We start from the raw sequence: 25231 nt of genomic DNA on the forward strand, positions 1-25231 counted from the left end.
TCACTCGTCCAGAGCGGCATCTCTGCGCGTGCGCATCAGCAGGCTGCGCACCGAGAACTCGAGCTCGCGCAACTGGAGCGCAATGTCGTGCAGCTGCTCGGCCAGGGAGGTGAATCCGGCCGGGTCCTCCGTCCTGGCGGCAGCCGGGTGTGCCGGCCTGTGCGAAGCCTCCGGGCTCGCGGCATGCATCAACGCGGCGACACTGGCGGCGGCGCTGCCGGCCGCACGGCGAAGCGAGTCGACGGCTTGATCGACCTGCACGTCGCGCCTTGCCATGGCATCCGCCACGGTGCCGCGCCAATCTTCCAGCGCGCGAGGCTCCTTGCCGAACAGGTTGTCGATCTCCTTCATACCCCCGATTTTGTCGGAGAACGGGGTTCACATCACGCATGGCCGCCGCGGCTCTCGGACAGGCCTTGGCTTAGGATGCGCTGATGCCTCTCTCGCAACTTCCGGCGGATCGCCCCGAAGGGCGCCTTTCTTCATGAGGCCCGCCGGCCCCGTCGCGAGACTGCTCTGGCGCGCGCTGGCGTTGGTGTTCGTCGTCCTCGGCCTGATCGGCGCCTTTCTTCCCGTTCTGCCGACGGTTCCGTTCCTGCTCGCGGCCGCCTGGGCTGCCGGACGCGGCTGGCCCGCGCTCGAACACTGGCTGCTCGAGCATCCCCGCTATGGCGAATACATCCGCCAGTGGCGCCAACGCGGAGCGGTGCCCCGCCGCGCGAAATGGACCGCGACGGCCATGATGGCGCTGAGCTCGGCCGTGCTGCTGGTCACCGCCGCACCCGTCGCCGTGAAGATCGGCGCGCCGGTGCTCATGGCGGCGGTCGCGATCTGGCTGTGGAGCCGGCCCGAAAACTGATCTTCAGACGACCTCGGCTGGGCCGGTGAGCACGCGCTGGTACTTGCCCATCGCCTCGGGCTCCACGCCGAGCCAGCGCGCCACCTGATCGAGCGTGGCGCCCCTGCGCAACTGGCGCAGCGCAAAGGTGTGGCGCAGCAGGAAGGAGCCGCCGCCGGCAGCCTCGATGCCCGCATCCTGGAGCACCTGCTTGGCTGCAACGTACTGCGCCTCCTTGCTCCACGGCTTGCCGGTGCGCGTGGCCGGGAACAGGAACTCGCCCGCGATCCGCGTCTCGGCGCGTACCTTGAGCCAGTGCTGCAGCAGCTCGCCGGCCCAGGGAGCGACCGGCGCCTCGCGCGCCGGCGAATTACCGTTGCCTGGCACGGCGACTTTCCAGGGCCGGTCGCGCCGGCCGGCCATCTGCGATGTCGGCGCATCGAGCCGCAGCAGGCGGACGTCGCCTGGCGTGAGCCCTGCGCCCAGCTGCAGGGCAACGGCCGTCCGGTTGCGCAGCGCCTGCCAGCTCAGCGCGGCCTGGGCATGCCGGTCGCCCGCCGCACCGGGGCGTGGCCGGGCGCTCGAGAGAAAGACGATGAGGTGCCGCGCTTCGGAGACCGAGAGGAATTCAGGCAGCGGATCGGCCCGCGCCGAATCCGCGTAGCGAATCTCCGGCTGGGTCGCGATCCAGTCCGCGGCGGCGGTGTTGACCGGGGTGCCGTGGGTCTTTGCGTGGTGGCGCAGCACCCGGTCGATCAGCCGAAGCAGGCGCAGCGCATAGCGCGGCGAAAGCGACAGGTCGTCGCTTTTCATGCCGAAGCGCGCCTGCTGGAACGCCGACAGGTCGCCCTTGTCCAGCGACGCCAGCGTCACCCCGGGAGACTGGCCCAGGCACCAGGCTGTGAAGCTGCCCCACATGTCCCGGTAGACCGCGATGGAAGAGGGCTGCCGCAAGGCACCGTTTTCCTGCTGCGCGGCCAGCCAGCTGGCAAACGCCGCCTGATGCGATTCGCCGGAAGGTTCGGGGAAGAGGGAAAGGGACGGCATAAAAATACGCTAACGGCAAGCAATTAGGTTGTTGAGCAGAAGCAGAGGGGACAGCCAACGGGATTGGGTATCTCGAATCGATTGCCGTTAGTGTATTTGCTTGTCGGTCTCCTCGTCATCCCTTCGCCGGCGCAGCAAGTACCACGCAGCTGGAACGACCAGCATGCTCAAAAGCGGCGCGGTAACCATGCCGCCCACCATGGGCGCGGCAATGCGCGTCATCACCTCCGAGCCGGTGCCGCTGCCAAAGAGGATGGGCAGCAGGCCCGCCATCACGACGGCCACCGTCATGGCCTTGGGCCGCACGCGCAGCACGGCGCCTTCGCGGATCGCGGCACGCAGGGTCTGGTCATTCATCGGCTCTCCGGCGGCCAGGCGCCGCGCCAGTGCGTTCTTCAGGTAGACCAGCATCACCACGCCAAACTCGGCCGCCACGCCAGCCAGCGCGATGAAGCCCACGGCCGTGGCCACGGAGACCGAGTGGCCCATCGCCCAGACGAGCCAGAAGCCGCCGACCAGCGAGAACGGCACGGCCGCCATCACCAGCGCCGCGTCGCCGAACGACCTGAACAGCAGGTAGAGCAGCACGAAGATGACCGCCAGCGTCGCCGGGATGACCAGCTTCAGCCGCTCGGTCGCCCGTTCCAAGTATTCGAACTGGCCAGACCACGACACCGCGTAGCCGGCCGGCATCTTGACGGCGCGGCCGACGGCCGCCTGCATGTCGGTGACGGCCGAGCGCAGGTCGCGGCCGCGCACGTCCACATACACCCAGCCCGACAGCCGCGCGTTCTCGCTGCGCAGCATTGGCGGGCCGTCTTCGATGCGGATCCTTGCGACGTCGCCCAGCAGCAGTTGCGCGCCCTTGGCCGTGACGAAAGGCAGCTGCCGCAGGCGCTCGAGCGAGTCGCGGATCTCGCGCGGATAGCGCACGTTGATCGGATAGCGCTCGCGCCCCTGGACGACCTCGCCCACGTTGTCGCCGCCGATGGCCGTGGACACCACGGCCTGCACGTCCGCCACCGAGAGCCCATGGCGTGCCGCCGCGAGCCGATCGACGTCGACATCGATGTAGCGCCCGCCGGTCAGCCGCTCGGCCAGTGCCGAAGACACGCCGGGAACGCCCTTGACCGCCGCCTCGATCTGCGAACTCAGCGCGTCGATGGCGGCCAGGTCCGCGCCCGCCACCTTGATGCCGACGGGGCTCTTGATGCCCGTGGCCAGCATGTCGATGCGGTTGCGGATCGGCGGCACCCAGACGTTGGTGAGGCCCGGCACCTTGACGGCGCGGTCCAGTTCCTCGACGAGCCTGTCGGCCGTCATGCCCGCGCGCCATTGCGCCCGGGGCTTGAACTGGATGGTGGTCTCGAACATCTCGAGCGGCGCTGGATCGGTGGCCGTGTCCGCGCGGCCCGCCTTGCCGAACACGCGCTCGACCTCGGGCACGGTCTTGATCAGCCGGTCGGTCTGCTGCAGCAGCTGGGACGCCTTCGACACCGAAAGTCCGGGCAGCGCCGACGGCATGTAGAGCAGATCGCCCTCGTCCAGCGGCGGCATGAACTCGCCGCCGAGCCGCATCATCGGCACCGCGGTGAGGGTCAGCAGCGCGGCGGCCATGGCCAGCGTTCCCCTGGGAGAGCGCAGCACCAGCGCCAGCGCGGGCCGGTACGCCGCCATGAGAAAGCGGTTCACCGGATTGGAAGCTTCATGCGGAATGCGCCCGCGGATCAGGTAGCCCATGAGCACCGGAATCAGCGTCACCGACAGGCCCGCCGCGGCCGCCATGGCGTAGGTCTTGGTGAAGGCCAGCGGCGAGAACAGCCGTCCCTCCTGCGCCTCGAGCGAGAACACCGGCACGAAGGACAGCGTGATCACCAGCAGCGAGAAGAACAGTGCCGGCCCCACCTCCACGGACGCATCGGCCACCAGCCGCCATCGCTCGGCCACCGCGGGCGGCCGTCCGTGCACGGCCTCGAAGGCCTCGATGTGCTTGTGCACGTTCTCCACCATGACGATTGCGCCGTCCACCATCGCGCCGATCGCAATCGCAATGCCGCCCAGCGACATGATGTTGGCGTTGACCCCTTGCCAGTGCATGACGATGAACGCGGCCAGCACGCCGATGGGCAGCCCCACCACTGCGACCAGCGCCGAGCGCAGATGGAACAGGAACACCGCGCAGACCAGCGCCACCACGATGAACTCCTCGATGAGCTTGGAGCGCAGGTTCTCCACCGCGCGGTCGATCAGCAGCGACCGGTCGTAGGTGGGCACGATCTCCACGCCCGGCGGCAGGCCCGGCTTGAGCGCCTCGAGCTTCGCCTTGACGGCCTCGATGGTCGAACGGGCGTTCTTGCCCGAGCGCATGACGACCACGCTACCGGCCACTTCGCCTTCGCCGTCGAGCTCCGCGATGCCGCGGCGCATTTCGGGCCCAATCTGCACGGTGGCCACGTCGCGCAGCAGTACCGGCGTAGCGCCCGTCACCGCAAGCGGGATGGTCCGGAAATCATCGAGCGAGCGCAGGTAGCCGCGCGAGCGCACCATGTACTCCGCCTCGGCAAATTCCACCACCGAGCCGCCGGAGGCCTGGTTGGACTTCTGCAGGGCCTCCACCACCGCCGGCTGCGTGATGCCGAGCGCGCGCATGCGGTCGGGGTCGAGCACCACCTGGTACTGCCGCACCATGCCGCCGATGCTGGCCACCTCGGCCACGTCGGGCACGGTCTTCAGCTCGAACTTGAGGAACCAGTCGTTGAGCGCGCGCAGCTGCCCGAGGTCGCGCGTGCCCGTGCGGTCGACCAACGCGTACTCGTAGACCCAGCCCACACCCGTCGCATCGGGGCCGAGCGAGGCGCTCGCGCCCGCGGGCAACCTGGCCTGCACCTGGTTGAGGTACTCCACCACGCGCGAGCGCGCCCAGTACGGATCGGTCTTGTCGTCGAACAGCACATAGACGAACGAGTCGCCGAAGAACGAATAGCCGCGCACGGTCCTGGCGCCGGGCACGCTGAGCATGGTGGTGGTCAGCGGGTAGGTGACCAGGTCCTCGACCACCTGGGGCGCCTTTCCGGGGTAGGGCGTGCGGATGATGACCTGCGTGTCCGAGAGATCGGGCAGGGCGTCGAGCGGCATGTGCGCCACCGACCACCCTCCCGCGGCCACCAGGAACAGGGTCGCGATCAGCACCAGGAAGCGGTTGCCGATCGACCATCGAATCAGGGCGGCGATCATTTCCTGGCGCCCGGTTGCAGCCGTTGGATGGAGACCAGTTCGTAGCCCATCGGGCCGCCTTCCCTGAACTCGAAGCGCACCGGGTCGCCCGGCTTGATCTCGGGGAATGCACTGGGCGAGGCCTTGGCAAAGCCCATCGTCATGGCGGGCCACTGGAGCGTCGCCACCGGCCCGTGCGAAATGGTGATGCCGTCGGGCGCCACGCGCTCGACCTTGCCTTCGGCCTGGTGAGTCACCACGGCCGTGGCCGAAGCGCTTGCGGCCGGTGTGGCCGCAGGTGCCGCCATGTTGCCGAGCACCGAGCGCAGCCGCGCTTCCGAGTCGATCAGGAACTGGCCGCTCGCCACCACCTGCTCGCCCTCGGCCAGGCCCGAGATGACCTCGGTGTCGTTGCCCAGGTCCGCGCCCGGCGAGACGTCGCGCGGCTCGAAGGCGCCGTCGGCCTTGCGCACGATGACGACGGCACGCCGGCCGGTGCGGATCACGGCCTCCGAAGGCACGACCAGCCGGCTGCTCGCGGGCCCCGCCACCTGCAGCCGCAGCAGCATGCCGGGCGTGAGCTTTCCGCTCCTGTTGTCGACCTCGAAGCGGGCCTTCAAGGTGCGGGTGGCGGTGTTGATCTCGGGCAGGATCTCGTCGAGCGCACCGTCGAACGACTGCGATGCGTCGGCCTGCAGAATGGCCTTGGCCTTCTGCCCGCGCGCGAGGCCAAGCGCCTGCGCTTCCGGGATCTCGGCCACCACCCAGACCTTCTGCAGGCCCGCGATGCGGAACAGCGTCATGCCGGGCGTGACCGCGACCCCTTCGCGCACGCCCAGCTCGGCCACCACGCCATCGACCGGCGCGGTGAGCACGTAGCGCGCCTGCGCCGTGCCGGTTTCCTCGCTGCGCCGGATGAGTTCGGCGGGAATCGACAGGGCCCGCATGCGGTCGCGGGCCGCCGCAACGAGATCGGGCGAAACGCCCGAGCGCCTGAGCGCAAGCCACTCGTTTTGCGGCCCGAGCCAGTCGGGCGCAAAGATGGTGGCCAGGGCCTGGCCCTTGCGCACGCGCTCCATCGGCGCGCGAACCGACAGACGCTCGACGTAACCGGCCACGCGGGTTTGCACCGCGGCGTTGAGCCGTTCGTCGAACTGCACGGAACCGAGGGCTTCGAACGAGGACGATGCTTCGGTGCGGCGCACGCTCGCATGCCGGATGCCGAGGTTCTGCTGCACGGCGGGGCTGATCTTCACGTCCGCATCGCCGGCAGTGCCGGTGTCGGCGTACACGGGCACCAGTTGCATGTCCATGAACGGCGACTTGCCAGGCTTGTCGAAGCGCGGGCCAGGCACCATCGGGTCATGCCAGTAGAGAACCTTGCGGCCATCGGGCGTGGTGGTCGCGGCCATCGATGCATCCTCGGCCTGACCCGTCTTGCGACCCAGGTAGAAGGTGCCGGCGGCCAGCAGCAGGGCGGCCAGCAGCGATACGCCCACGGTGAGTTTTCGGTTCATGGCGCCACCTCGGCAGTGAGCGGCCGGAAGGCCAGTTGGATTCGGGCTCGTGCGAGATCGCGCTGCAGCGCCAGCAGCTTGCGCCGCGTGTCGAGCTCGGCGTGCCGCGCCTCGAACAGGGAGGCGAGGCTCGCCTGGTTGGAGCGGTAGGCCGCTGTCGCCGCGGCCGTCCTCTGGCCGGCAGGAACAACGACGCCGGCGCGATAGCGTTCGATGCGCTGCTGCAGCCGCTCGGCATCGCTGGCGAGTGCGCGGTATTCGGCGCCGGCCGCGCGGGTGGCCTCGGCCAGATCGGCTTCGGCCTTTTCGACCAGCGCCAGTTTTGCGGCGGTGTCGCGGTCCTGTCGTTCGCCAGGCGCCACGGGCAGCGGAATGCTCACGCCCATCGACACCATGTCGGCATAGCCGCTGCGCTGGCCGTAGGCGAGCTCCCAGGTCCAGTTGGGCTTGCGGTTGGAGGCGGTAACCGCCGCCGCCTGCCGGGCCATGTCGACGTCGCGCTGCAGCGCGGCCACCGTGGCGTGCCCAGCCACATAGGCTTCCTCCGCGGGCACGGGAAGCTCGCCGATGGGCATCAGCTCTTCAGGTTGCACGCCCACCCAGCGTTCGAGCGCCACGCGCGCGGCATTCTGCTGCTGCCGGATGTCCGCCGTATCGTCCTGCGCGACGCCTCTTGCACCCGCCATCGCCAACACTTCCTGGCTGCTGCCGGCAGCCGACGACAGGCGTGCGCGCGAGGCTTCCAGCTCTTCGCGCGCGTGGTGTTCCGCGAGTGCGGCAAGCTTCAGGGTTTCGCCGGCGTAGAAGGCGTCCAGGTACGCGAGCGCGGTCTGCAGGCGGACCTGGGCCGCGGCCACGTGCGCCTGCACCCTTTCACGCCCGACCGCCGCATCGGCAGCGGCCTGGCGTACCGCACGCTTGTCGGCGGACAGCCATTCCTGGCTGATGCCGATGCGCTTCATCGTCATCGATTCGCGCGCGGTATGGAAGCGGTCCGACCCCGTCGCGGGCAGGTTGTCGATGCCGACGCGCAGCACGGGATCGGGAAGCTGGGCCGAGGCCTGCGCCGCTTCGGTGGCGCTCCGCACGCCGGCGCGGGCGGCGCGTGCGGTCTCGGAGCGCCGGGCGGCCAGCTCGAGCGCGGCGTCGAGGGACAGGGGCGCTGCCGTCGCAAGGCACGGCAGCAGCACAACAGCCATGGCGGTTGCGCGGGAAAAGAAAATGGACATGGCAACTCCGCGGACGAACGAGGCAATCGCTGGCAAGCGGACGCGCCGCACCAGCACTGGTCAGTCGACGGAGGGGTCAGACGCGAAGTCTGAGGGTCGCAAGAAAAACGGGATCAGGCGGTGGATGCTGCCGCTCGGGCAGCGCCTGGCGCGGGAGCGGCTCGGCAAGCGCTGCCAGCACCAGCGGCACGGCCAGCACCTGCACGATGGCAGGCAGCGAAGGCGTGGCGGCCTTCACCGGTTCGAACGACAACGACATGTCGACGGCATGCTGGTGGCACAGCACGGGCTGGGCGCTGTCCATGCCCTCGCAAGGCTCGCCCGGCGCCATTGCCATCCCGGCCGACGCCTCCGCGTCCGCTGCCCCGGGGCAGACGTAGCTTGCCAGCGCCAGCTGCGAGAACAGCAGCGAGAGGACCACGAGAAACGCGGTCATGCAACGTCGGGGGAAGCGATAGCCGCTCATGAGGGCACCAGTGTATCGCCGGCAACAGAATGTTCCGAGGCCTTCGATCGCCGGGGTAATAGAAAGGACGGACTGTCGGGCTTGCCCGCTCGCCGATAAGATTTTCGAGCGGCAATGTCGCCGCAACCCTGCAGCAGCCACCGACATGAACACAGCGCCACCAGCCATTCGTCGTTCAAATTCGAGGCCTGCTGCGCTGTCCTGGCGGCGACATGGCCCTGGCGCCGCGCTTCTCGCGACGATCTGGCTCTGGCATGCCGGTGCGCCGGCCATGCCCGCAAACTCCGCGCCGGATGCGCCGCAGGCCAGCACCTTCGCCGACGGGCTCGAGTCGCCCTGGGGCATGGAGTTCATGCCCGACGGCAGCCTGCTCGTCACCGAGCGGCGGGGCAGGCTGCGCATGATCAGCGCCGATGGGCGCGAGATCTCGTCCATCCAGGGCGTTCCGCGCGTGGACCATCGCGATCACGGGGGCCTGCTCGATGTCGCCATCGATCCGGCGTTTGCCTCGAACCGCCTCGTGTATCTGAGCTACACGAAAGCCGGCCGCGGACTGCATGTCGACCGCAACGGCCTGACGGTGGCACGCGCCCGCCTGAGCGACGACGGATCGCGCATCGATGAACTCAAGGTGCTGTTTCGCCAGACGCCGGGCGCGGTGAACGGGCAGAACCTCGGCGGGCGGCTCGCTGTTTCCGCCGACGGCCATCTCTTCGTCACCATCGGCGACCGCCACGCGCCGCAGGACCGCATGCGCGCCCAGGCGCTCGCCTATTACCAGGGCAAGACCGTGCGCATCCGCACCGATGGCACCGTGCCCGACGACAACCCCTTCGCCGCAGGCCACGGCGCGCGTCCGGAAATATGGAGCCGCGGGCATCGCAATCCGCAGGGCGCATTCGTTCATCCCCGGACCGGGCAGCTCTGGGTTGCCGAACACGGACCGCAGGGCGGCGACGAGATCAACATCGTGCGCAGGGGCCTGAACTATGGCTGGCCGGTGGTGAGCTTCGGCTGCGAGTACGACACCTGCGCCAAGATTGGCGAGGGAACATCGAGGCGAGGCATGGAAGCGCCGCTGGCCTTCTGGAAAGCGCCAAAGATCGCACCGAGCAATCTCATCCTCTACACCGGCGACCAGTTTCCTGCATGGAAAGGAAACGTCTTCGTCGGTGCACTGGCCGGCAAGGCTGTATGGCGCTTCGAACTCGCGGGCGAGGACAGCGCGCCGCGCGTGGTTCGGCGCGAAGCCCTGTTCGCCGAACTGGGAGAACGCATCCGCGACTTGAGGCAAGGGCCCGATGGCGGCCTCTATCTGCTCACGGACGGTGCCAAGGCGCGCATCGTGCGCGTGGCGCGGGCGGATTCGATGCTGTAGCTGGCGGCGTTCTCGACCCTCGTTCGCTCGGCAAAAAAATCTGCCGAATCGGGCATGGCCCTGTAACCCCGGCCACGCACGCCGCGAACTAGCAAGTGACTGCGCATTGGGCGCGGTTGCAATTTCTCAATCAATCTTTTGGAGTTCATCCATGATCAACCGTTCTTTCGCGATCACCGCTCTTGCACTGGGTGCCCTTGCCGCGGGCTCTGCCATGGCGCAGGACAAACCGATGGCAGACAAGATGGCCGCCATGGAAAAGTGCTACGGCGTCTCGCTGGCCGGCAAGAACGACTGTGCCGCCGGCCCTGGCACCACCTGCGCGGGCACCTCCAAGGTCGACTACCAGGGCAACGCCTGGAAGAACGTTCCGGCCGGCACCTGCGCCACCATCAAGACGCCCAAGGGCATGGGTTCGCTGACGCCGATCAAGTCCTGACCGCGGCACTGTGCACGCTGCCATGCCCGACATCCTCGCGGCCGGCCTCGGCCTCAAGCCGGAGCACTACGAGGCTGCGCTCGGCGGGCGTGCCGAGGGCCTGTGGTTCGAGGTGCACCCCGAGAACTACATGGTGGCGGGCGGGCCGCGCATCGGATGGCTCGAAGCGATCCGCGCGCACCATCCGGTGTCGCTGCATGGCGTCTCGCTCTCGCTCGCAGGGGAGGCAGAGCTGGATGCGGCGCATCTTCAGCGGCTGGCGGCGCTCGCCCGGCGCATCCAGCCTGCGCTGATCTCCGAGCACCTGGCCTGGTCCACATGGAACGGCCAGTATTTTCCGGACCTGCTGCCTTTTCCGCGCAGCACCGCCGCGCTGCACCGCATCGCCGACAACATCGCGCGCACGCAGGACGCGCTGGGCACTGCGATTGCCATCGAGAACCCGTCCCACTACCTGCGCATCGACGGGCATGAATGGGACGAGATCGATTTTCTTGCCGAGTTGTCGCGCCGCAGCGGCTGCAGGCTGCTGCTCGACATCAACAACGTGTACGTGTCCGCATGCAACCTGGGCTTCTCGGCCGAGGACTGGATCGACCGGTTTCCGCAGGCGCTGGTCGGCGAGATCCATCTCGCGGGCCACAGCGCGGACCCCACGCTCGGCGATGCGTTGCTGATCGATTCGCACGATGCGCCCATCGCACCGGAGGTCTGGCAGCTGTACCGGCGCTTCGTCGATCGCGCCGGCTCCCGGCCCACGCTGATCGAGCGCGACGGCAATGTGCCGGCCTTCGAGGAACTCATGGCCGAGCAGGCACAGGCCGCGGCCGTGCTGCAGCGCGCGGCGCAGGAGGCCATGGCATGAACGCGCCGCCCGATCAGTTCCAGCAGGCCTTTGCGCAGGCCCTGTTCGCTCCTTCGGAAGCCGCGCACCCCGCAGTGCGGGCGCTCGCCATGCAGCCCGCTTTCGCGGTGTACCGCAACACCGTGATGAAGGCCTGCATCGATGCGCTGCAGGCCAACTTCCCGACCGTTGCGCAGCTGGTGGGCGAGGCGTGGTTTCGCGCCGCCGCCGCACTCTACGTGGCGGCCGACCCGCCGAGCGACGGGCGCCTGCTGCACTACGGCGGCGGCTTCCCCGATTTCCTGCGCGGCTTCGAGCCGGCCGCCGAGCTCGTCTACCTGCCCGGCGTGGCGCAGCTCGACGCGCTCTGGCGCGAAGCGCATGCCGCACAAGACGCACCGGCCGCCGACGCCGCGTGGATCGCCCGCCGCACGCCGGAGCAGATGGCGGCCCTGGCCCTCGCGCCGCATCCGGCCGCCCGCTGGGCCTGGTTCGACGAGCAACCGGTCTACAGCATCTGGGAACGCCATCGCCGGCCGAGCGCGGTTGGCGACGAGCTGGCCTGGCGAGGCGAGGGCGCGTTGCTGACGCGGCCGGGCGACACGGTGAACTGGCACGGGATCACCCGGGCCGGCTGCGCCTTCCTCGACGCCTGCGCCAGCGGCGCAAGCCTTGCCGAGGCGGCGGAGCGCGCGCTGGCGACCGACCCGCAGGCAGACATCTCGGCCATGTTCGCGGCGCTGCTGCGCGCCGGTGCATTCGCCGGCGCTTCGGCTTCGCCTGCATCCAACGAAAGAACACCATGAGCACCACCTCTCAGGCTTCCGCACCGATCGAAGGCAACAACCATCGCGGTCTTCGTGCGCACTGGAACGCAGCGGCCGAACGCCTCACGCGCCTCGTGGCCCACGACGCGCTGGCACTGGCCACGCGCGTGGCCGTGGCGGCCATCTTTTTCTATTCGGGCCGCACCAAGGTCGAGGGCTTTCTCACGCTGACCGACAGCGCCTACGAGCTGTTCCGCACCGAATACAAATTGCCGTTCGTGCCGCCCGAGATCGCCGCGCACCTGGCGGCCTACTCGGAGCACCTGTTCCCGTTGCTGCTGGTGCTGGGCCTCTTCACGCGTCTGTCGGCACTGGCCTTGCTGGGCATGACGCTGGTGATCCAGGTCTTCGTCTACCCGGATGCATGGCCGACGCACCTCTCGTGGGCCGCGCTGCTGCTGTACCTGGCGGGCCGCGGCGCCGGGCGCCTGTCGCTCGACCACGCACTGGGCATTCGCTGACAGGCCGAGCGCTCGGCCCCCCGAGGGCTTCCACCCTGTTGAATCGGGCGCGGCTTGCCTATATTGGGCCGCCATGCCGTCCACCTGGTTTCTCGACACGCCACCTGCGGGCCAGCTGTTGGACGCCGGTGCCGTCGCGCACCTGCTCGATGCGGGCAGCGAGCAGGCGCCCGCGCTCCACATGCTCGACTTCATCAACCACGTGGTGCCGGTCGAATACATCTCGCTCGTCGAGTACATCGACGGTGTTCCGTCGCAGGTCGAAGGGCATTCGGCCGGCCGGCGCGACAACATCACGGCCGAGTGCTTCTCCCTCTACAAGAAGCGGTTCCGGCTGGCCGACGACATGACCCGCCTGGCCACGCGCATGGGCGGGGAGGCGCTGGCCCATGCACCCGTCACCGCCTTGCTGTACGACGCGGCGGACATTCCCGACCCCGCATGGCGCGAGCAGATCTTCACCGGGCGGCAATTGACGGGGCGGCTGAGCTTTCTCTATTCGCCCGTGCCGCGGACGATCTTTGCGATCAACCTGTACCGCAACCGGCAGAACGGCAGGTTCGCGCAAGCGGATGTCGCGCAACTGCTCGGCCTTGCGCCCCTGCTGAAGCGCGCGCACCGCAATGCGCTGTTCGCGCAGCTCGCGTCGCCCGATACGCCGCTGCGGGTGGCGGGCATCGAACGCACGCTGCAGCGCACGGCGCCGCAACTGTCGCCGCGCGAGCGCGAGGTCTGCGCGCGCATCGCCTGCGGGATCGGCGCCGACGGCATCGCGGCCGACCTCGGCGTTGCCGCGTCGAGCGTGGCCACGCTGCGCAAGCGCGCCTACCTGAAGCTCGCGATCCACGGGCGGCAACAGCTCCTGCGCTTCATCCACTAGGGTTGGCCCGGAGCTTTTTGTACCCTTCTGCGGGGACAGACGAAAGCCGCGCGAATTCCTACATTGCCTGGACTCTTGGAGACAGGCATGTGGGTTCGAAACTGCTGGTACGTCATTGCGTGGGATCACGAGATCTCCGCGAACGCGCTGTTCACGCGCACGGTGCTCGACGAGCCGATCCTGGTCTATAGAACCGAAGGCGGCGAACTCGTTGCGATGCAGGACCGCTGCTGCCACCGGCATGCGCCGCTGTCCCGCGGCCGCAAGGAAGGCGACTGCGTACGCTGCGGCTATCACGGCCTCAAGTTCGCGGCCGACGGCGTCTGCGTGGAAGCACCCGGTCTGGCCAGCATTCCCGTGAAGGCGCGTGTACGGACCTATCCGGTGGTCTCGCACAACAAGTGGATTTTCGTATGGATGGGTGATCCGTCGCTCGCGGACCGCGCGCTGCTGCCGGACAACTTCTCGTGCGACCATCCCGACTGGCGCTACACGCCGGGCTATGTCCACTACGACACGCCCTACCTGCTGGTCTGCGACAACCTGCTGGACTTTTCGCACCTGAGCTATGTGCACGAGGGCACGCTCGGCGGATCGACGGCCATCGCCCAGGCCGTGCCCAGGATCGAGAAGGTGCCGCGCGGCATCCGCGTGACGCGGCACGTGCCCGACGTGCCCCCGTCTCCCTTCTGGAAGTCGTTCCAGAGCTTCGACCGCAATGTCGACCGCTACTTCATCTACGACTTCCTCCTGCCCGGCACCTTGCTGATGAAGTCGGGCGGGGCGCCCGTGGGGCAGGCCGAAGGCGAGCAGCGCGGCGGCGTGCAGCTGCACAGCTGCCAGGCGCTCACGCCCGAGACGGCAACGACCACGCACTACTTCTTCCAGCAATCGCACCGAAGCAGCATTGCGGACCCCGCGGTCACCGAAACCATCTACCGGGGCCTGGTCACCGCGTTCGAAGAAGACCGCGAAATGATCACCGCGCAGTACCTGAACATCGATCCCGAAGCGCGGATGCTGCCGCTCGCGATGGACGCCGCACTGGTCCAGTACCGGCGGCTGGTGCAGGAAGAGGTCGAACGCGAGCGGCGCGCGCCGCTCGGCGCCTGACGCGCCGCGGCAAGCGGCCCCAAACACAACACCCAGGAGACCCCGATGCGCCGCCACTTCCTCACCTTCGGCTTCGCCATGCTCGCCGCACTGCCGCTCACGGGGCTCGCGCAAGGAAGCTTCCCGGGCAAGCCGATCCGCATCGTCGTGACGGCCCAGGCCGGCGGTGCCAACGACTTCGTCGCGCGCCTGATCGGCGAGCATGCCGCGAAGACGCTGGGCCAGCCCTTCGTGGTCGACAACCGTGCCGGCGCGAACGGCGCGGTGGGCCTGGGCGAGGTGGCGCGGGCCGCGCCCGATGGCTACACGATCGCGGTCACGCTCGGCGATTCGCTCATCAACAACGTCGCGCTCTACAAGACGCTGCCCTACGACCCGCAGCGCGACTTCGTCTTCCTGACGCAGGTCGTGCGCAGCCCGGCCATCCTGTCGGCCAACCTCGAGCTCGGCGTGAAGGACATGGAGGGTTTCCGCAAGCTCGCAGCCCGGCCGGGCCAGAAGCTCAGCTACGGCACCTGGGGACCGGGCGGACTCGGCCACCTGGCGGGCGAAGCGCTCAACCGCAGGCTCGATGCGCACATGGTGCACGTGCCGCAGCGCGGAGAGGCGCCGGTGATGGCCGACCTGCTGAGCAACACCGTGAGCGTCGGCCTCACGTCGGCGGGCCTCGCACGCCAGCATGTGCAGGCGGGCAAGGTCGTTGCGCTGGCGATCATGGGGCGCGAGCGCTCGGCGGTGCTGCCGCAGGTGCCCACGATGCGCGAACTGGGCTTCGACGATCCGCTGTTCGAGGCGGCGGTATGGATCGCCTTCGTCGCGCCCGCCAGGACGCCGCCCGCAGTGGTCGAGCGGCTGACGGTGGCGCTGCGCAACGCCGCCGCCATGCCCGAGGTGCAGGCGCGGATGGCGGAGCGCGGGCTGGAGATGCTCAACACCACGCCCGAGCAGTTCGCGGCGAACTACCGGCGCGACTTCGACGTGATCACCCGGCGCATGCGGGAGTTCGGCATCGAGGCGCAGTAGCCGGGGCAGTGCCGCCGTGTCCGGCCGCACTGCCCCGGCGCATGGCTGGCCTCTATGCAAAAAGAGAAATGTCGTTATAGTCAACCAATTGGTTCACTATTTTCAACCTTCTCCGGGAACAAGACGATGAACATCCCTGCCTCCGCGCGTCCGGCCGACGCACTCGACTCCAACTGGTCCATCGTGGCCGCCGGCGCGCTGATGACCTGCGTGGCTATCGGCGTGCTGTTTTCGCTGGCCGTTTTCCTGGAACCCATGAGCGCGGCCACCGGCTGGTCGCGCGCGGGCATTTCCAGCGCCATGACGCTGGCCTTCCTGAGCATGGGCGTGGCCGGGTTCGGCTGGGGCGCCTTGAGCGACCGCTACGGCCCGCGCGTGGTGGTGCTGGCGGGCACGGTGCTGCTGGGGCTGTCGACGGTGCTGGCCAGCCGCGCGTCGACCTTGCTCGAGTTCCAGCTCTGCTACGGCGTGATGATGGGCATTGCCGCCGGCAGCTTCTTCGCGCCGGTGATCGCCACCACCGCCTCCTGGTTCGACAGGCACCGCAGCCTGGCCGTGTCGCTGGTGTCGGCGGGCATGGGCGTGGCGCCCATGACCATCTCGCCGCTGGCCGCGTGGCTGGTGACGCACTACGACTGGCGCACGGCCCAGCTGATCATCGGCATCGGCGCATGGATCTTGCTGCTGCCCGCGGTCTGGCTCATTCGCGCGGCCCCGGGTGCCGCCCATGCGGCCGCTGCGGGAGGAGGCGCAGCCCCGGCGCCGGAGATGAAGGTCGGGCAGGCGCTGCGCTCGCGCGCCTTCCTCGTGCTCGGGATCACGTTCTTTGCCTGTTGCGCCGCGCACTCGGGGCCGATCTTCCACACGGTCAGCTATGCCATCGGCTGCGGCCTGCCGACCTTCGCGGCCGTCACCATCTACAGCATGGAAGGCGCTGCCGGGCTGGGCGGGCGCCTGCTCTTCGGCGTGCTGGCGGACCGGCTGGGCGCCAAGCGGGTGCTCGTCGCGGGACTGCTGATCCAGGCCTTTGCCGCCGCGAGCTACCTGCTGGTGAACCAGCTCGGCGGCTTCTATGCCGTCGCCATCGTCTTCGGCCTTGCCTATGGCGGCGTGATGCCGCTCTATGCGGTGCTGGCGCGGGACTATTTCGGCGCCCGCATCCTGGGCACGGTGCTGGGCGCGGCATCGATGCTGTCCAGCCTGGGCATGGCGCTCGGCCCGGTGCTGGGCGGCTGGCTGTTCGACCGCTACGGCAGCTATGCCTGGATGTACATCGGCTCGATGGCCGTGGGGCTGGGCGCCGTGGCCATCGCGCTCACGTTCCCTCGGACCAGCGCCACGGACAAGCAGCCTCGGCTGCAGCCGGTGGGCTGACTCTTTTGGCAGGCGGCGATCGGCGGCACCGGTTTCGCCGCCCGCCGGGAAGCGGCACTCGCCAGCGCTTGCTTGACTGTATCCTGTAGGCTACAATTCTTTCATGTTCACGGTCATTGTGAAACCGATGAGTTCTCCGCTTGGCTCGAGGGACTGAAGGATGGCATGACGCGCATCCGGCTGGCCTGTCGGCTCGATAAAGCACGCCGAGGGAATCTCGGCGACGTAGAGCCTGTCGGTGACGGTGTTTCCGAGATGCGCGAGTTCTTTGGCCCCGGCTGGCGCATGTATTTCATTGAGCAGAATGGGGCCATCATCGTCATGCTGGGCGGCGGAGACAAGTCGACCCAGCAGCGCGACATTGAACGAGCCAAGAAGTTGGCTCTGGAGTTGCGAAATGAGCAAGATCAAGACCCGTCCATTTGATATCGCCAACTACCTCGCCAGCGAGGAAGACATGGTGGAGTACCTGCGCCAGGTGGTGGATGACAACGACCCCGCCGAATTTGCCGGGGCGCTGGGTGCCATTGCGCGCGCCCGAGGCATGGCCCAGCTCGCCAAGGACACGGGTCTCTCCCGCGAAAGCCTCTACAAGAGCCTCTCGGGAGAAAGGGCACCCAGCAGCGATACCCTGTTCAAAGTCATCAACGCACTAGGCTTCAAGCTGAAGATTGAGCCGGCGCATTCCTGACAGCGGTCGATTCACTTTGCATTGGCCCGTGCAATCCGCACGGTGAATACGATCACATCAAGCGACGAAGCCAGCAGGCACCGGCATCGAAGCCGCGGCAGGCACCGACCGCGATCGCGCCCGTGACCACGAGCATGGCCGCGGTATGAACGCCGACGGCCGCGAGCGCCAGCAGCAGCGAGTCCGACGCACTGAACGCCGGCGCCGCCCCATCGCCCATGCACAGCGGGACCAGCGCCGGCACCAGCATCAGGCCGGCGCCGTGCGCGGTGGACACCATGAAGGACCAGAACGCCATCCCCGCATGCCCCGCTGGCGCACGTGCGGCCTTGGGCGTGCGGCCCGACAGGTGAAGCCCCGCGAAGACGAGCACCAGCACGCCCGCCAGCACCTGCAGCACCACGCGGTCCAGCGAGAGGCCGAAGGCCACCGCACCGGCCACCAGTGCCACCGAGGCGGCGTGCCCGAGTGCGATCGGCGCCAGGGCCCGCAGGGCCTGCCTCCGATCGCGCGAACGCACGCCCCAGGCCGCCGCCCACATCCAGCCGCTGGCGGGGTTCAGCCCGTGAAGGGCGCCCACCCCCGCGACCGCGAGCCACGGCCAAAGGCTTGCCATGATGGGTCTGCCGGTTCAGCGCGTTGACCGGTCAGTCGGACGCGTGGCAGCATGAACCCGCCGCGGCCGCCGGCTTCGCGGCCGGCGCCGCTTCGTAGCGGTCGTGGTGGCGCACCCAGTCCATCGCATGGACCGGGTTGGGCTCGTCGCGGCCCTTGGGCGTGAGATCGAGCAGGCTGTAGGTGCCCATCATTGCTTCGACGCCGCGCTCGTAGGTCGAGTAGGTGTGAAACACCTCGCCCGCATCGTCCTTGTAGAACACGCTGATGCCGGGGGCTTCCTGCGCCGGGAAGGGCCGCACGTTGTAGTTGTAGTAGACCTCGCCCTTGCCCTCGGCCCACTGCTGCGGCGTGAAGCTCACGTTGAAGTCGTAGTTGAAGTCGCTGCCGTGCGCCGACACCCACCTGAACTGCCAGCCCATGCGCCGGCGGAAGCGCTCGATCTGGTCCAGCGGCGCGCGCGAGACGACCAGCAGCGCGACGTCACGGTTCTCGAGGTGCACCTTCATCCCGCCGAGATGGTCGGACATGTACGAGCAGCTCGGGCAGCCCTGCTCCCAGTCGGGGCCGAGCATGAAGTGCTGCACCAGCAATTGGCGGCGGCCTTCGAACAGGTCGGCCAGCGCGCGCGGGCCGTCGGGCGTGTCGAAGACGTAGCTCTTCTCGACCCGGGTCCACGGCAGCGCGCGGCGCTCGCGGGCGACCTGGTCGCGCAGATGCGTGAGTTCCTTTTCGCGCGCCAGCAGCGCCTTGCGCTGGGCCAGCCACCGGTCCTTCGACACGACAGGGTGGTTTGTCACGGTGCTCTTTTCGGCAATGGCGGTGTTCATGCGTTTCTCCTTGGGCTCGGTGAGCCGATGTGGGTTTCGTCCATGCGCGGCTCCACCCGCCTGGTGGCCGGCGCGCTCGTCTTCGGCAGGCAAGCCGAAAAGGGGTTGTCGCGGTGGGCCGCTCAGGCCCTGGCGGCTCGCGGGCGCCGCACGGCGCGGACCTTGCCGCTGCCGCCGCCACCGCAATAGAAGAGGTCGGCGCCGTCGGACTCGAGCCCGCTCACGTTGGCGCCGCGCGGCATCTCCAGCCGCTCGAGCACGGCGCCGCTGTCGGGGTCGACGCGGCGCAGTTCGCTCTCGTCGCCTTCCCAGGTGGCGTGCCACAGATCACCGTCGACCCAGGTCACGCCGGTGACGAAGCGGTTGGACTCGATGGTGCGCAGCACCGCGCCGCTGACCGGGTCGATCTGGAGGATCTTGCGGTCGCGGTACTGCCCCACCCAGAGGCTGCCCTCGGCCCAGGTCAGGCCCGAGTCGCTGCCGTGCCCGGGCGAGGGAATCGACGCCAGCACCTTGCCGTTGGCCGGATCGATCTTGTCGATGCGTGCCTCGGCAATTTGATAGAGGTAGGTGCCGTCGAAGGCGGTGCCGGCATCGCAGGCGCAGTCGAGGGTGCGCGTGGTCTCGCCGCTTGCCGGATCGAAGGCCACCAGTTGCGCGCCGGTGGCCGCCCAGACGCGCTCGCCGTCGTGGGTCACGCCGGCCACGCTGGCGGCGCCGGCGAAGGGGCCGTACTCGCGCACGATCTCGGCCGTGCGCGGCGCGGTCTCCGCCTTGTCTTTCTTGCTCGCTGCAGTGCTGCTGTTCATCGCTGGCTCCTTGTGTGGCGGCTCCGGGATCGGCGCCTTGGAGACAACTCTATTCAATCGGCAGCGCGGCGGGGAGTAACAAGATCGTCGTGAATCCCGAAAGCGGCGGCGCGAGCCAGCGCTGCGCCCGCGCGCGGCCGATGGCGCGCACCCGCCCCTCGGCCTCGAGCTCGGCCAGCGCGCGCTGCACCGTGCGCTGGCTCGCGTCCAGTGCCAGTGCCAGCGCCGAGGTCGACCACGCCGCGCCGTCGGACAGCAACGCCACCAGCGAGGCCTGTTCGCCGTCGATCGGCGGCGCGAGCACGACCACCTCGCGTGCATCGCGCGGCCTGAGCGCAAAGCCGCGCGCCGTGGCCTCGATGCCCGCCTCGGCCACGACCAGCGCGCGCAGGCGGCCGATCTCGACCCGCAGGCGCGCGCGCAGCGTCTCGTCGGGATGGCGGGTGTTGAATGCGTAGGCGATCAACGCTTCGCGGTCGACGTCACCGGGCCAGGCCTCGGCGAGCGCACGCGCCAGCGCGAACAGCACCGGCCGGCGCGCCAGCGGCCGCCATGCGCCGCCGGCGCCCACGCCGCGGCGGCAGGCGTCGACCACCAGCGCGTTCGAGGCCCGCAGTGCTGCGACCTCGTCGAGCCGCAGCGCCTCCTGCCCGCCGGCAAAGAGCCGCCGCGCCGCAGGACGGTCGAGCGCGGCCCGTGCCTCCGCCACCTCGGCCGAGAGCGCCGGCACGCGAGCGCGGTCGGCCGCCGCCTGCGCACGGGCCAGCGCCTCGCGCGCCGGGCCGACGTGCAGCGAGCGCAGTGCCAGCTCCATGGCGGTCAGCTCGGCCACCGCCGCGAGCGCCGGGGGCAGGTCGCGCGCATCGAGCGGCGCCAGCGCGGCCCGGGCCGCCTCGAGCCGGCCGAGCAGCAGCAGTTGGCGCGCCGCGATGAGCCGCGCCTGCAGCGCATTGGCACGATCGGCGTGCGCTTCGAGCGTGGCGGCCGCCGCGGCCAGCGTGCGCGGCGAGCCGCCGAGTTCGCGCATGGCCATGGCCACCTCGGCCTCGGCCACCACGCAGCGCGCGCGCGCCAGTTCCTCATGGGCACCGAAGCCGCGCGCGGCGCGCCGCAGCAGTTCGCGGGCGCGCGGATGCTCGCCGAGCTGCGCCATCGCGATGCCGCGCAGGGCCAGCGCCGGCGGGTCCTCGCGCAGCGCGACCCGCTTGAGCGCGCCAAGCGCATCGCCGGCGGCCAGGGCGCGGGCGGAGGCGGCAATCAGGGAATCCATGGCGCGAGGCTACACCGGTACCAACGCCGATCCAGTTCTTCACTGGAAACCGCCCATGCTCCCCCTGAACCAAGGGACAGGTTCAACGGACACCGGCTGTTGCTAGCGGGGGAGATCGGCGCCTCCCGGTTCCTCTGGCACATCCACGCTCTCCGACGGTCCGAGACGCGCGTACCGGGGCATGCAGTCCCGGACCAGCATTGCTACAAGCTCAGCCTGCAACACGTCTTTCGAACGCTTGAGGGGATCGCGGTTCGGATATTTCGCCAAAGCCCGCTTGACGTCCACGAAATCCAAGGGATGCATCGTGTTCATGAGCGCCATCTCACCGGTCGTGGAGACCACCATCTGGCTGAATCGCGGGGAATCCAGGATCCGCTCGCCCGTGGAGACCTGCACCGCCCAGATGTCGTCTTCGTCATCGCTCATGCGCAGTGGATGCGGGTCACCATCCTTGGCGACACGGCGAATGACATCGACCTCGAATCCGGTCGCGTTGCGCACGGTCTCCTTTTGATCCTCGAGGCGCTCGAAAGACTTGTCGGCCTTGCGAAGAAGACCGAGCAGCGACACCTCCGATTCCTTCATGCGGGAAAAAAAGGCCAGATGCTTGCGCGTACCAAACAGAAGGTCGATGTCGCGAGTCGCCATTGCCTCAGGCACGAATCTCACGCCACACGCACTTTCATAGGCGTACAGGGCGTGTGTGCCGACCACGGTGAAATGCTCGGATACCCCCGCTTTGTCCAGGGCGTTCAGTACGTCGACAACGACTGGGGGGACACGGCCGACGCGCAGCGCGCGATTCAGACGACGCTGCTCTTCGAATGTTCTTTCGATGGACGCCAGCCGATCGGCAAGAGCGGCCTTGCGTTGGGTGAAGGTCTGAAAAGTCCTGGCGGTCGCGTCGCTTTCGGGCCCCAATGATTTGTGGGCGCCCTTGACGGAAGTACGGATCAGATACCGATGACCCGAGATCTCGCGCCAGATCATTCCGCCTCGGAACTGCGCGGCCTCGTGCCTCAAAGCAAACAGGAGTGGTGCTGGGCGACTTCAGGCTGGCCAACCCCGCCCCACAAACGTGTTTCATGAAGCCTGGCTTCACAAGGTATGCAGTATTAGCCACTATTTCTTTTGGATTCTTCTTCTTACAGTCGCCGCCAGCGCCCCTCGGGCGCGACCCCACCCACGAAGAACGGATCCCACCATGAGCTCGCTCAACATCAACGGCCGCGACCGTACGGTCGACGCCGACCCCGGCACCCCCATCCTCTGGGCCCTGCGCGACACGCTGGGCATGACCGGCACCAAGTTCGGCTGCGGCGCGGCGCTGTGCGGCGCCTGCACCGTGCACCTGGACGGCCAGGCCATCCGCTCGTGCATCACGCCCATCTCGGCCGCCGAGGGCAAGAAGATCGTCACCATCGAAGCCGCCACCGATGGCAGCGACCCGGTGGGTGCCGCGGTGCACACCGCGTGGGTCAAGCATGACGTGGCGCAGTGCGGCTACTGCCAGAGCGGCCAGATCATGAGCGCCACGGCGTTCCTCAAGTCGCAGCCGAAGGGCAAGCAGCCCACGGCGGCCGAGATCGATGCCGCCATGGCCGGCAACATCTGCCGCTGCGGCACCTACGCCCGCATCCGCGCCGCGGTGGCCGATGCCGCCAAGACCCTGGCCTGAAGGAGCACCCGCCATGTTGCCCACCCATATCGATTCCACCGAACTGCCGCGCATCCTTCAGCGCCTGATGGCCGAAGCAAGCCAGCAACAACCCGAGGACACCGCCGCGCTGCCGCGCCGCAGCTTCCTCAAGCTGGCCGGCGTGGGCGGCCTCGCGCTCGGCGCCTTTCCCCACATGGCCATGGCGCAGGCCACTGGCAAGGGCGCCGCGGCCAGCGCGCTCAAGCCGACGCAGCAGCCCTCCGCCTTCGTGCAGATCGCCCCCAACGGCGAAGTCACCGTGACCCAGAACCGCCTCGAATTCGGCCAGGGGGTACAGACCGGCCTGCCGATGATCCTGGCCGAGGAGCTCGATGCCGACTGGAACCTGGTGCGCAGCAAGAGCGGCACCAACGACCCCGCCTACCACGACCCGCTCTTCGGCATGCACCTCACCGGCGGCTCCAACTCGATCAAGAACAGCTACACGCAGTACCGCGAGCTCGGCGCGCGCGCCCGGGCCATGCTGCTGTCGGCCGCCGCGGCGCGCTGGAACGTCGACGTGGCCACGCTGCGCACGCAGGCCGGCACCGTGCTGGGCCCGAACGGCCGCAAGCTGGGCTACGGCGAACTGGCCGAGGCCGCCATGGCGCTGCCGGTGCCCGAGAAAGTCACGCTGAAGGACCCGAAGGACTTCCGGATCATCGGCCGCCCGACCACGCGCCTGGACGCGCGCGCCAAGAGCAGCGGCCGGCAGGACTTCGGCATCGACGTCAGGCACGCGGGCCAGCTCACCGCCGTGGTGGCGCATCCGCCGGTGTTCGGTGCGCGGCTTGCATCGGTGGACGACAGCGCCGCGCGCGCCGTCAAGGGCGTGAAGGCCGTGCTGCGCGTGCCGCTGGACCGCGGCGCCGAAGGCGTGGCCGTGGTGGCCGACGGCTACTGGCCTGCCAAGCTGGGCCGCGACGCGCTCAAGCTGCAGTGGGACACGGGCGCTGCCGAGAAGGTCGACAGCGACAAGCAACTGGTCCAGTACCGTGAACTGGCCAAACAACCCGGCGCACGCAAGTTCGACGCCGACATGGCGCCGCTGGCCAAAGCGCCGCGCCAGCTGGACGCGGAGTTCGTGTTCCCCTACCTCGCCCATGCGCCGATGGAGCCGCTGAACTGCACCGTCAAGCTGTCCGGCGACCGCGCCGAGCTGTGGGTCGGCACGCAGAGCGCCGGGCTCGACGGCGCCGCGGCGGCGCGCACGCTCGGCCTCAAGCCCGAGCAGGTGCGCGTGAACGTGCAGATGGCCGGCGGCGGCTTCGGCCGGCGCTTCGTGGGCTCGAGCGACGTGGTGGTCGAGGCCTGCGAGGTCGCCAAGGCCGCACGCGCCGCGGGCCTGGATGCGCCGGTGCGCCTGCTGTGGAGCCGCGAGGACGACATCAAGGGCGGCTACTACCGTCCCATGCACCTGCACCGCGCGCGCATCGGCTTCGACGAGCGCGGCAAGGTGCTGGCCTGGGACCACGTCATCGTGGGCCAGTCGATCACCACCGGCACGGTGTTCGGCGACTTGATGGTGAAGAACGGCATCGACGCCACGGCCGTCGAGGGCATGCGCGATCCGTACCCGCTGCCGATGCGCCTGACCGTGCACCACCCCAAGGTCAACGTGCCGGTGCTGTGGTGGCGCAGCGTGGGTTCCACCCACACCGCCTTCGTGATGGAGACGCTGCTCGACGAGATCGCGCGCAGCACCAAGCAGGACCCGGTGGCCTACCGCATGCAGCTCTTCGGCGACAAGCATCCGCGCCACCGCGCCGCGCTGCAGCTCGCCGTCGACCGGAGCGGCTATGGCAAGAAGCAGCTGCCCGCCGGCCGTGCCTGGGGCGTGGCCGTGCACGAGTCCTTCGAGTCCGTGGTGGCCTACGTGGTGGAGGCTTCGGTGAAGGACGGCCAGCCGGTGCTGCACCGGGCCACCGCCGGCGTGCACTGCAACCTGGCCGTCAACCCACGCAGCGTGGAAGCCCAGGTGCAGGGCGCAGCGGTCATGGGCCTGTCGATGTGCCTGCCGGGTGGCGCCATCACGCTGAAGGACGGCGAAGTGCAGCAGAGCAACTTCGGCGACTTCACCGTGCCGCGCATCACCGACATGCCCGAGTTCGCCGTGCACATCGTGCCGAGCGCGGAGCCGCCCAAGGGCATCGGCGAGCCGGGCCTGCCGCCGCTGGCGCCGGCCTTCGCGAACGCCATCGCGCAACTGACCGGCAAGCCGCTGCGGCAGCTGCCTTTCAACCTCGCGGACGCAAAACCGGCATGACCCGCAACGATCGCAAGCAAGGCCTCGCCGCCTCTCTCGCCCTGGCCTTGGGGCTTTGCGCAGGCGCGGCCTGGCCGGACCGCGCGGCGGCCAGCCAGGCACTGGCGCAGAAGTACGCCTGCGTCGCATGCCACCAGCCCGCGGCCAAGGTGGTGGGGCCGTCGTGGAAGGAGATCGGCGCACGCTACGGCGACGGAAAGACCAGCGCGGCGCAGCTGGCCGCGAGCATCAAGGCCGGCAGTTCGGGCAAGTGGGGCGCCATGCCCATGCCGCCGCAAGGCCGGGTCCCCGATGCCGACTTGCAGTCGCTCGCGCAGTGGCTGATCGACGGCGCGCCGTGACCGGCATTCCCTGAGCCGCGGATGCCCAAGGCGGCGCAGGGCCGCTCCCTAGAATGCC

Annotated in this window: 26 protein-coding genes; 15 read left to right on the forward strand and 11 right to left on the reverse strand. The window is 69.1% G+C overall.

Features of this window, described 5'->3' with window-relative positions; translation table 11 throughout:
- Nucleotides 1-351, reverse strand: coding sequence for a hypothetical protein (locus L1081_RS30735; protein WP_489417262.1), 351 nt, complete (start codon nt 349-351; stop codon nt 1-3).
- Between the two features lie 133 nt (nt 352-484).
- On the opposite strand from L1081_RS30735, the gene L1081_RS30740 reads away from it, so the two are divergent.
- The gene (locus tag L1081_RS30740) at nt 485-859 is read left to right on the forward strand and encodes a DUF454 family protein (protein ID WP_489417263.1); all 375 of its coding nucleotides are present in this window, start codon (nt 485-487) and stop codon (nt 857-859) included.
- A gap of 3 nt (nt 860-862) precedes the next feature.
- On the opposite strand, the gene L1081_RS30745 is transcribed toward L1081_RS30740, so the two are convergent.
- From L1081_RS30745 to L1081_RS30765, 5 genes are all read right to left on the reverse strand, one after another.
- A complete protein-coding gene (locus L1081_RS30745; RefSeq protein ID WP_489417264.1) occupies nt 863-1885 on the reverse strand; it encodes a tyrosine-type recombinase/integrase in 1023 nt (340 codons plus the stop codon).
- A gap of 87 nt (nt 1886-1972) precedes the next feature.
- Nucleotides 1973-5119, reverse strand: a complete 3147-nt coding sequence (locus tag L1081_RS30750) for a CusA/CzcA family heavy metal efflux RND transporter (protein ID WP_489417265.1) — start codon at nt 5117-5119, stop codon at nt 1973-1975.
- Nucleotides 5116-6615: an efflux RND transporter periplasmic adaptor subunit gene (locus L1081_RS30755; protein WP_489417266.1), complete on the reverse strand. Its 1500-nt coding sequence runs from the start codon at nt 6613-6615 to the stop codon at nt 5116-5118. The genes L1081_RS30750 and L1081_RS30755 overlap by 4 nt, the downstream gene beginning before the upstream one ends.
- Nucleotides 6612-7814, reverse strand: a complete 1203-nt coding sequence (locus L1081_RS30760) for a TolC family protein (RefSeq protein WP_489417267.1) — start codon at nt 7812-7814, stop codon at nt 6612-6614. Before L1081_RS30760 ends, L1081_RS30755 begins: the two co-directional genes overlap by 4 nt.
- 106 nt (nt 7815-7920) lie before the next feature.
- Nucleotides 7921-8280, reverse strand: coding sequence for a hypothetical protein (locus L1081_RS30765; RefSeq protein ID WP_489417268.1), 360 nt, complete (start codon nt 8278-8280; stop codon nt 7921-7923).
- A 301-nt stretch (nt 8281-8581) separates the two neighbouring features.
- Between L1081_RS30765 and L1081_RS30770 the strand changes: the two genes are divergently transcribed.
- The 11 genes from L1081_RS30770 (at nt 8582) to L1081_RS30820 (ending at nt 17340) form a co-directional block, all read left to right on the forward strand.
- Nucleotides 8582-9688: a PQQ-dependent sugar dehydrogenase gene (locus L1081_RS30770; protein WP_489417269.1), complete on the forward strand. Its 1107-nt coding sequence runs from the start codon at nt 8582-8584 to the stop codon at nt 9686-9688.
- A 151-nt stretch (nt 9689-9839) separates the two neighbouring features.
- Entirely contained in the window at nt 9840-10127 is a 288-nt protein-coding gene (gene bufA1 / locus L1081_RS30775; protein ID WP_489417270.1) for a BufA1 family periplasmic bufferin-type metallophore, read from the forward strand.
- A gap of 22 nt (nt 10128-10149) precedes the next feature.
- The gene (gene bufB / locus L1081_RS30780) at nt 10150-10992 is read left to right on the forward strand and encodes an MNIO family bufferin maturase (protein WP_489417271.1); all 843 of its coding nucleotides are present in this window, start codon (nt 10150-10152) and stop codon (nt 10990-10992) included.
- Complete coding sequence (locus L1081_RS30785; protein WP_489417272.1) at nt 10989-11777, forward strand: HvfC/BufC family peptide modification chaperone; 789 nt, start codon at nt 10989-10991, stop codon at nt 11775-11777. The genes bufB and L1081_RS30785 overlap by 4 nt, the downstream gene beginning before the upstream one ends.
- Nucleotides 11774-12259, forward strand: a complete 486-nt coding sequence (locus L1081_RS30790) for a DoxX family membrane protein (protein WP_489417273.1) — start codon at nt 11774-11776, stop codon at nt 12257-12259. Before L1081_RS30785 ends, L1081_RS30790 begins: the two co-directional genes overlap by 4 nt.
- A 73-nt stretch (nt 12260-12332) precedes the next feature.
- Nucleotides 12333-13139, forward strand: coding sequence for a LuxR C-terminal-related transcriptional regulator (locus L1081_RS30795; RefSeq protein ID WP_489417274.1), 807 nt, complete (start codon nt 12333-12335; stop codon nt 13137-13139).
- Nucleotides 13140-13226: 87 nt separating this feature from the next.
- Nucleotides 13227-14252: a Rieske 2Fe-2S domain-containing protein gene (locus L1081_RS30800; protein ID WP_489417275.1), complete on the forward strand. Its 1026-nt coding sequence runs from the start codon at nt 13227-13229 to the stop codon at nt 14250-14252.
- 45 nt (nt 14253-14297) lie between these two features.
- Nucleotides 14298-15275: a tripartite tricarboxylate transporter substrate-binding protein gene (locus L1081_RS30805; protein WP_489417276.1), complete on the forward strand. Its 978-nt coding sequence runs from the start codon at nt 14298-14300 to the stop codon at nt 15273-15275.
- A gap of 126 nt (nt 15276-15401) precedes the next feature.
- Nucleotides 15402-16649 carry an MFS transporter gene (locus L1081_RS30810; RefSeq protein WP_489417277.1) on the forward strand — a complete coding sequence of 416 codons (1248 nt, stop codon included), beginning with the start codon at nt 15402-15404 and terminating at the stop codon, nt 16647-16649.
- Between the two features lie 165 nt (nt 16650-16814).
- The gene (locus L1081_RS30815; RefSeq protein ID WP_489417278.1) at nt 16815-17075 is read left to right on the forward strand and encodes a type II toxin-antitoxin system RelE/ParE family toxin; all 261 of its coding nucleotides are present in this window, start codon (nt 16815-16817) and stop codon (nt 17073-17075) included.
- Nucleotides 17047-17340, forward strand: a complete 294-nt coding sequence (locus L1081_RS30820) for an addiction module antidote protein (RefSeq protein ID WP_489417279.1) — start codon at nt 17047-17049, stop codon at nt 17338-17340. Before L1081_RS30815 ends, L1081_RS30820 begins: the two co-directional genes overlap by 29 nt.
- Before the next feature lie 52 nt (nt 17341-17392).
- Here L1081_RS30820 and L1081_RS30825 read toward each other — a convergent pair whose 3' ends face one another.
- The 5 genes from L1081_RS30825 to L1081_RS30845 all read right to left on the reverse strand — a co-directional run bounded on the left by L1081_RS30825 (nt 17393) and on the right by L1081_RS30845 (nt 21857).
- Entirely contained in the window at nt 17393-17956 is a 564-nt protein-coding gene (locus tag L1081_RS30825) for a hypothetical protein (RefSeq protein ID WP_489417280.1), read from the reverse strand.
- A gap of 31 nt (nt 17957-17987) precedes the next feature.
- The gene (locus L1081_RS30830; protein ID WP_489417281.1) at nt 17988-18785 is read right to left on the reverse strand and encodes a DUF899 family protein; all 798 of its coding nucleotides are present in this window, start codon (nt 18783-18785) and stop codon (nt 17988-17990) included.
- A gap of 122 nt (nt 18786-18907) precedes the next feature.
- A complete protein-coding gene (locus L1081_RS30835) occupies nt 18908-19594 on the reverse strand; it encodes a Vgb family protein (protein ID WP_489417282.1) in 687 nt (228 codons plus the stop codon).
- 49 nt (nt 19595-19643) lie between these two features.
- Nucleotides 19644-20864 (reverse strand): helix-turn-helix domain-containing protein, encoded by a 1221-nt coding sequence (locus tag L1081_RS30840; RefSeq protein ID WP_489417283.1) that lies wholly within the window; start codon nt 20862-20864, stop codon nt 19644-19646.
- Between the two features lie 102 nt (nt 20865-20966).
- Nucleotides 20967-21857: a GSU2403 family nucleotidyltransferase fold protein gene (locus L1081_RS30845; RefSeq protein ID WP_489417284.1), complete on the reverse strand. Its 891-nt coding sequence runs from the start codon at nt 21855-21857 to the stop codon at nt 20967-20969.
- Nucleotides 21858-22071: 214 nt separating this feature from the next.
- On the opposite strand from L1081_RS30845, the gene L1081_RS30850 reads away from it, so the two are divergent.
- Genes L1081_RS30850 through L1081_RS30860 form a run of 3 tightly spaced genes read left to right on the forward strand, consistent with a single transcriptional unit; the run spans nt 22072 to nt 25173 of the window.
- Entirely contained in the window at nt 22072-22545 is a 474-nt protein-coding gene (locus tag L1081_RS30850) for a 2Fe-2S iron-sulfur cluster-binding protein (protein WP_489417285.1), read from the forward strand.
- 13 nt (nt 22546-22558) lie between these two features.
- A complete protein-coding gene (locus tag L1081_RS30855) occupies nt 22559-24832 on the forward strand; it encodes a molybdopterin cofactor-binding domain-containing protein (protein ID WP_489417286.1) in 2274 nt (757 codons plus the stop codon).
- Nucleotides 24829-25173, forward strand: a complete 345-nt coding sequence (locus L1081_RS30860) for a c-type cytochrome (protein ID WP_489417287.1) — start codon at nt 24829-24831, stop codon at nt 25171-25173. The genes L1081_RS30855 and L1081_RS30860 overlap by 4 nt, the downstream gene beginning before the upstream one ends.
- The last annotated feature ends 58 nt before the right edge of the window (nt 25174-25231 follow it).

The sequence above is a fragment of the Variovorax sp. MSC1_012 genome, from assembly GCF_023667525.1.
Lineage (GTDB): Bacteria > Pseudomonadota > Gammaproteobacteria > Burkholderiales > Burkholderiaceae_C > Variovorax > Variovorax beijingensis_B.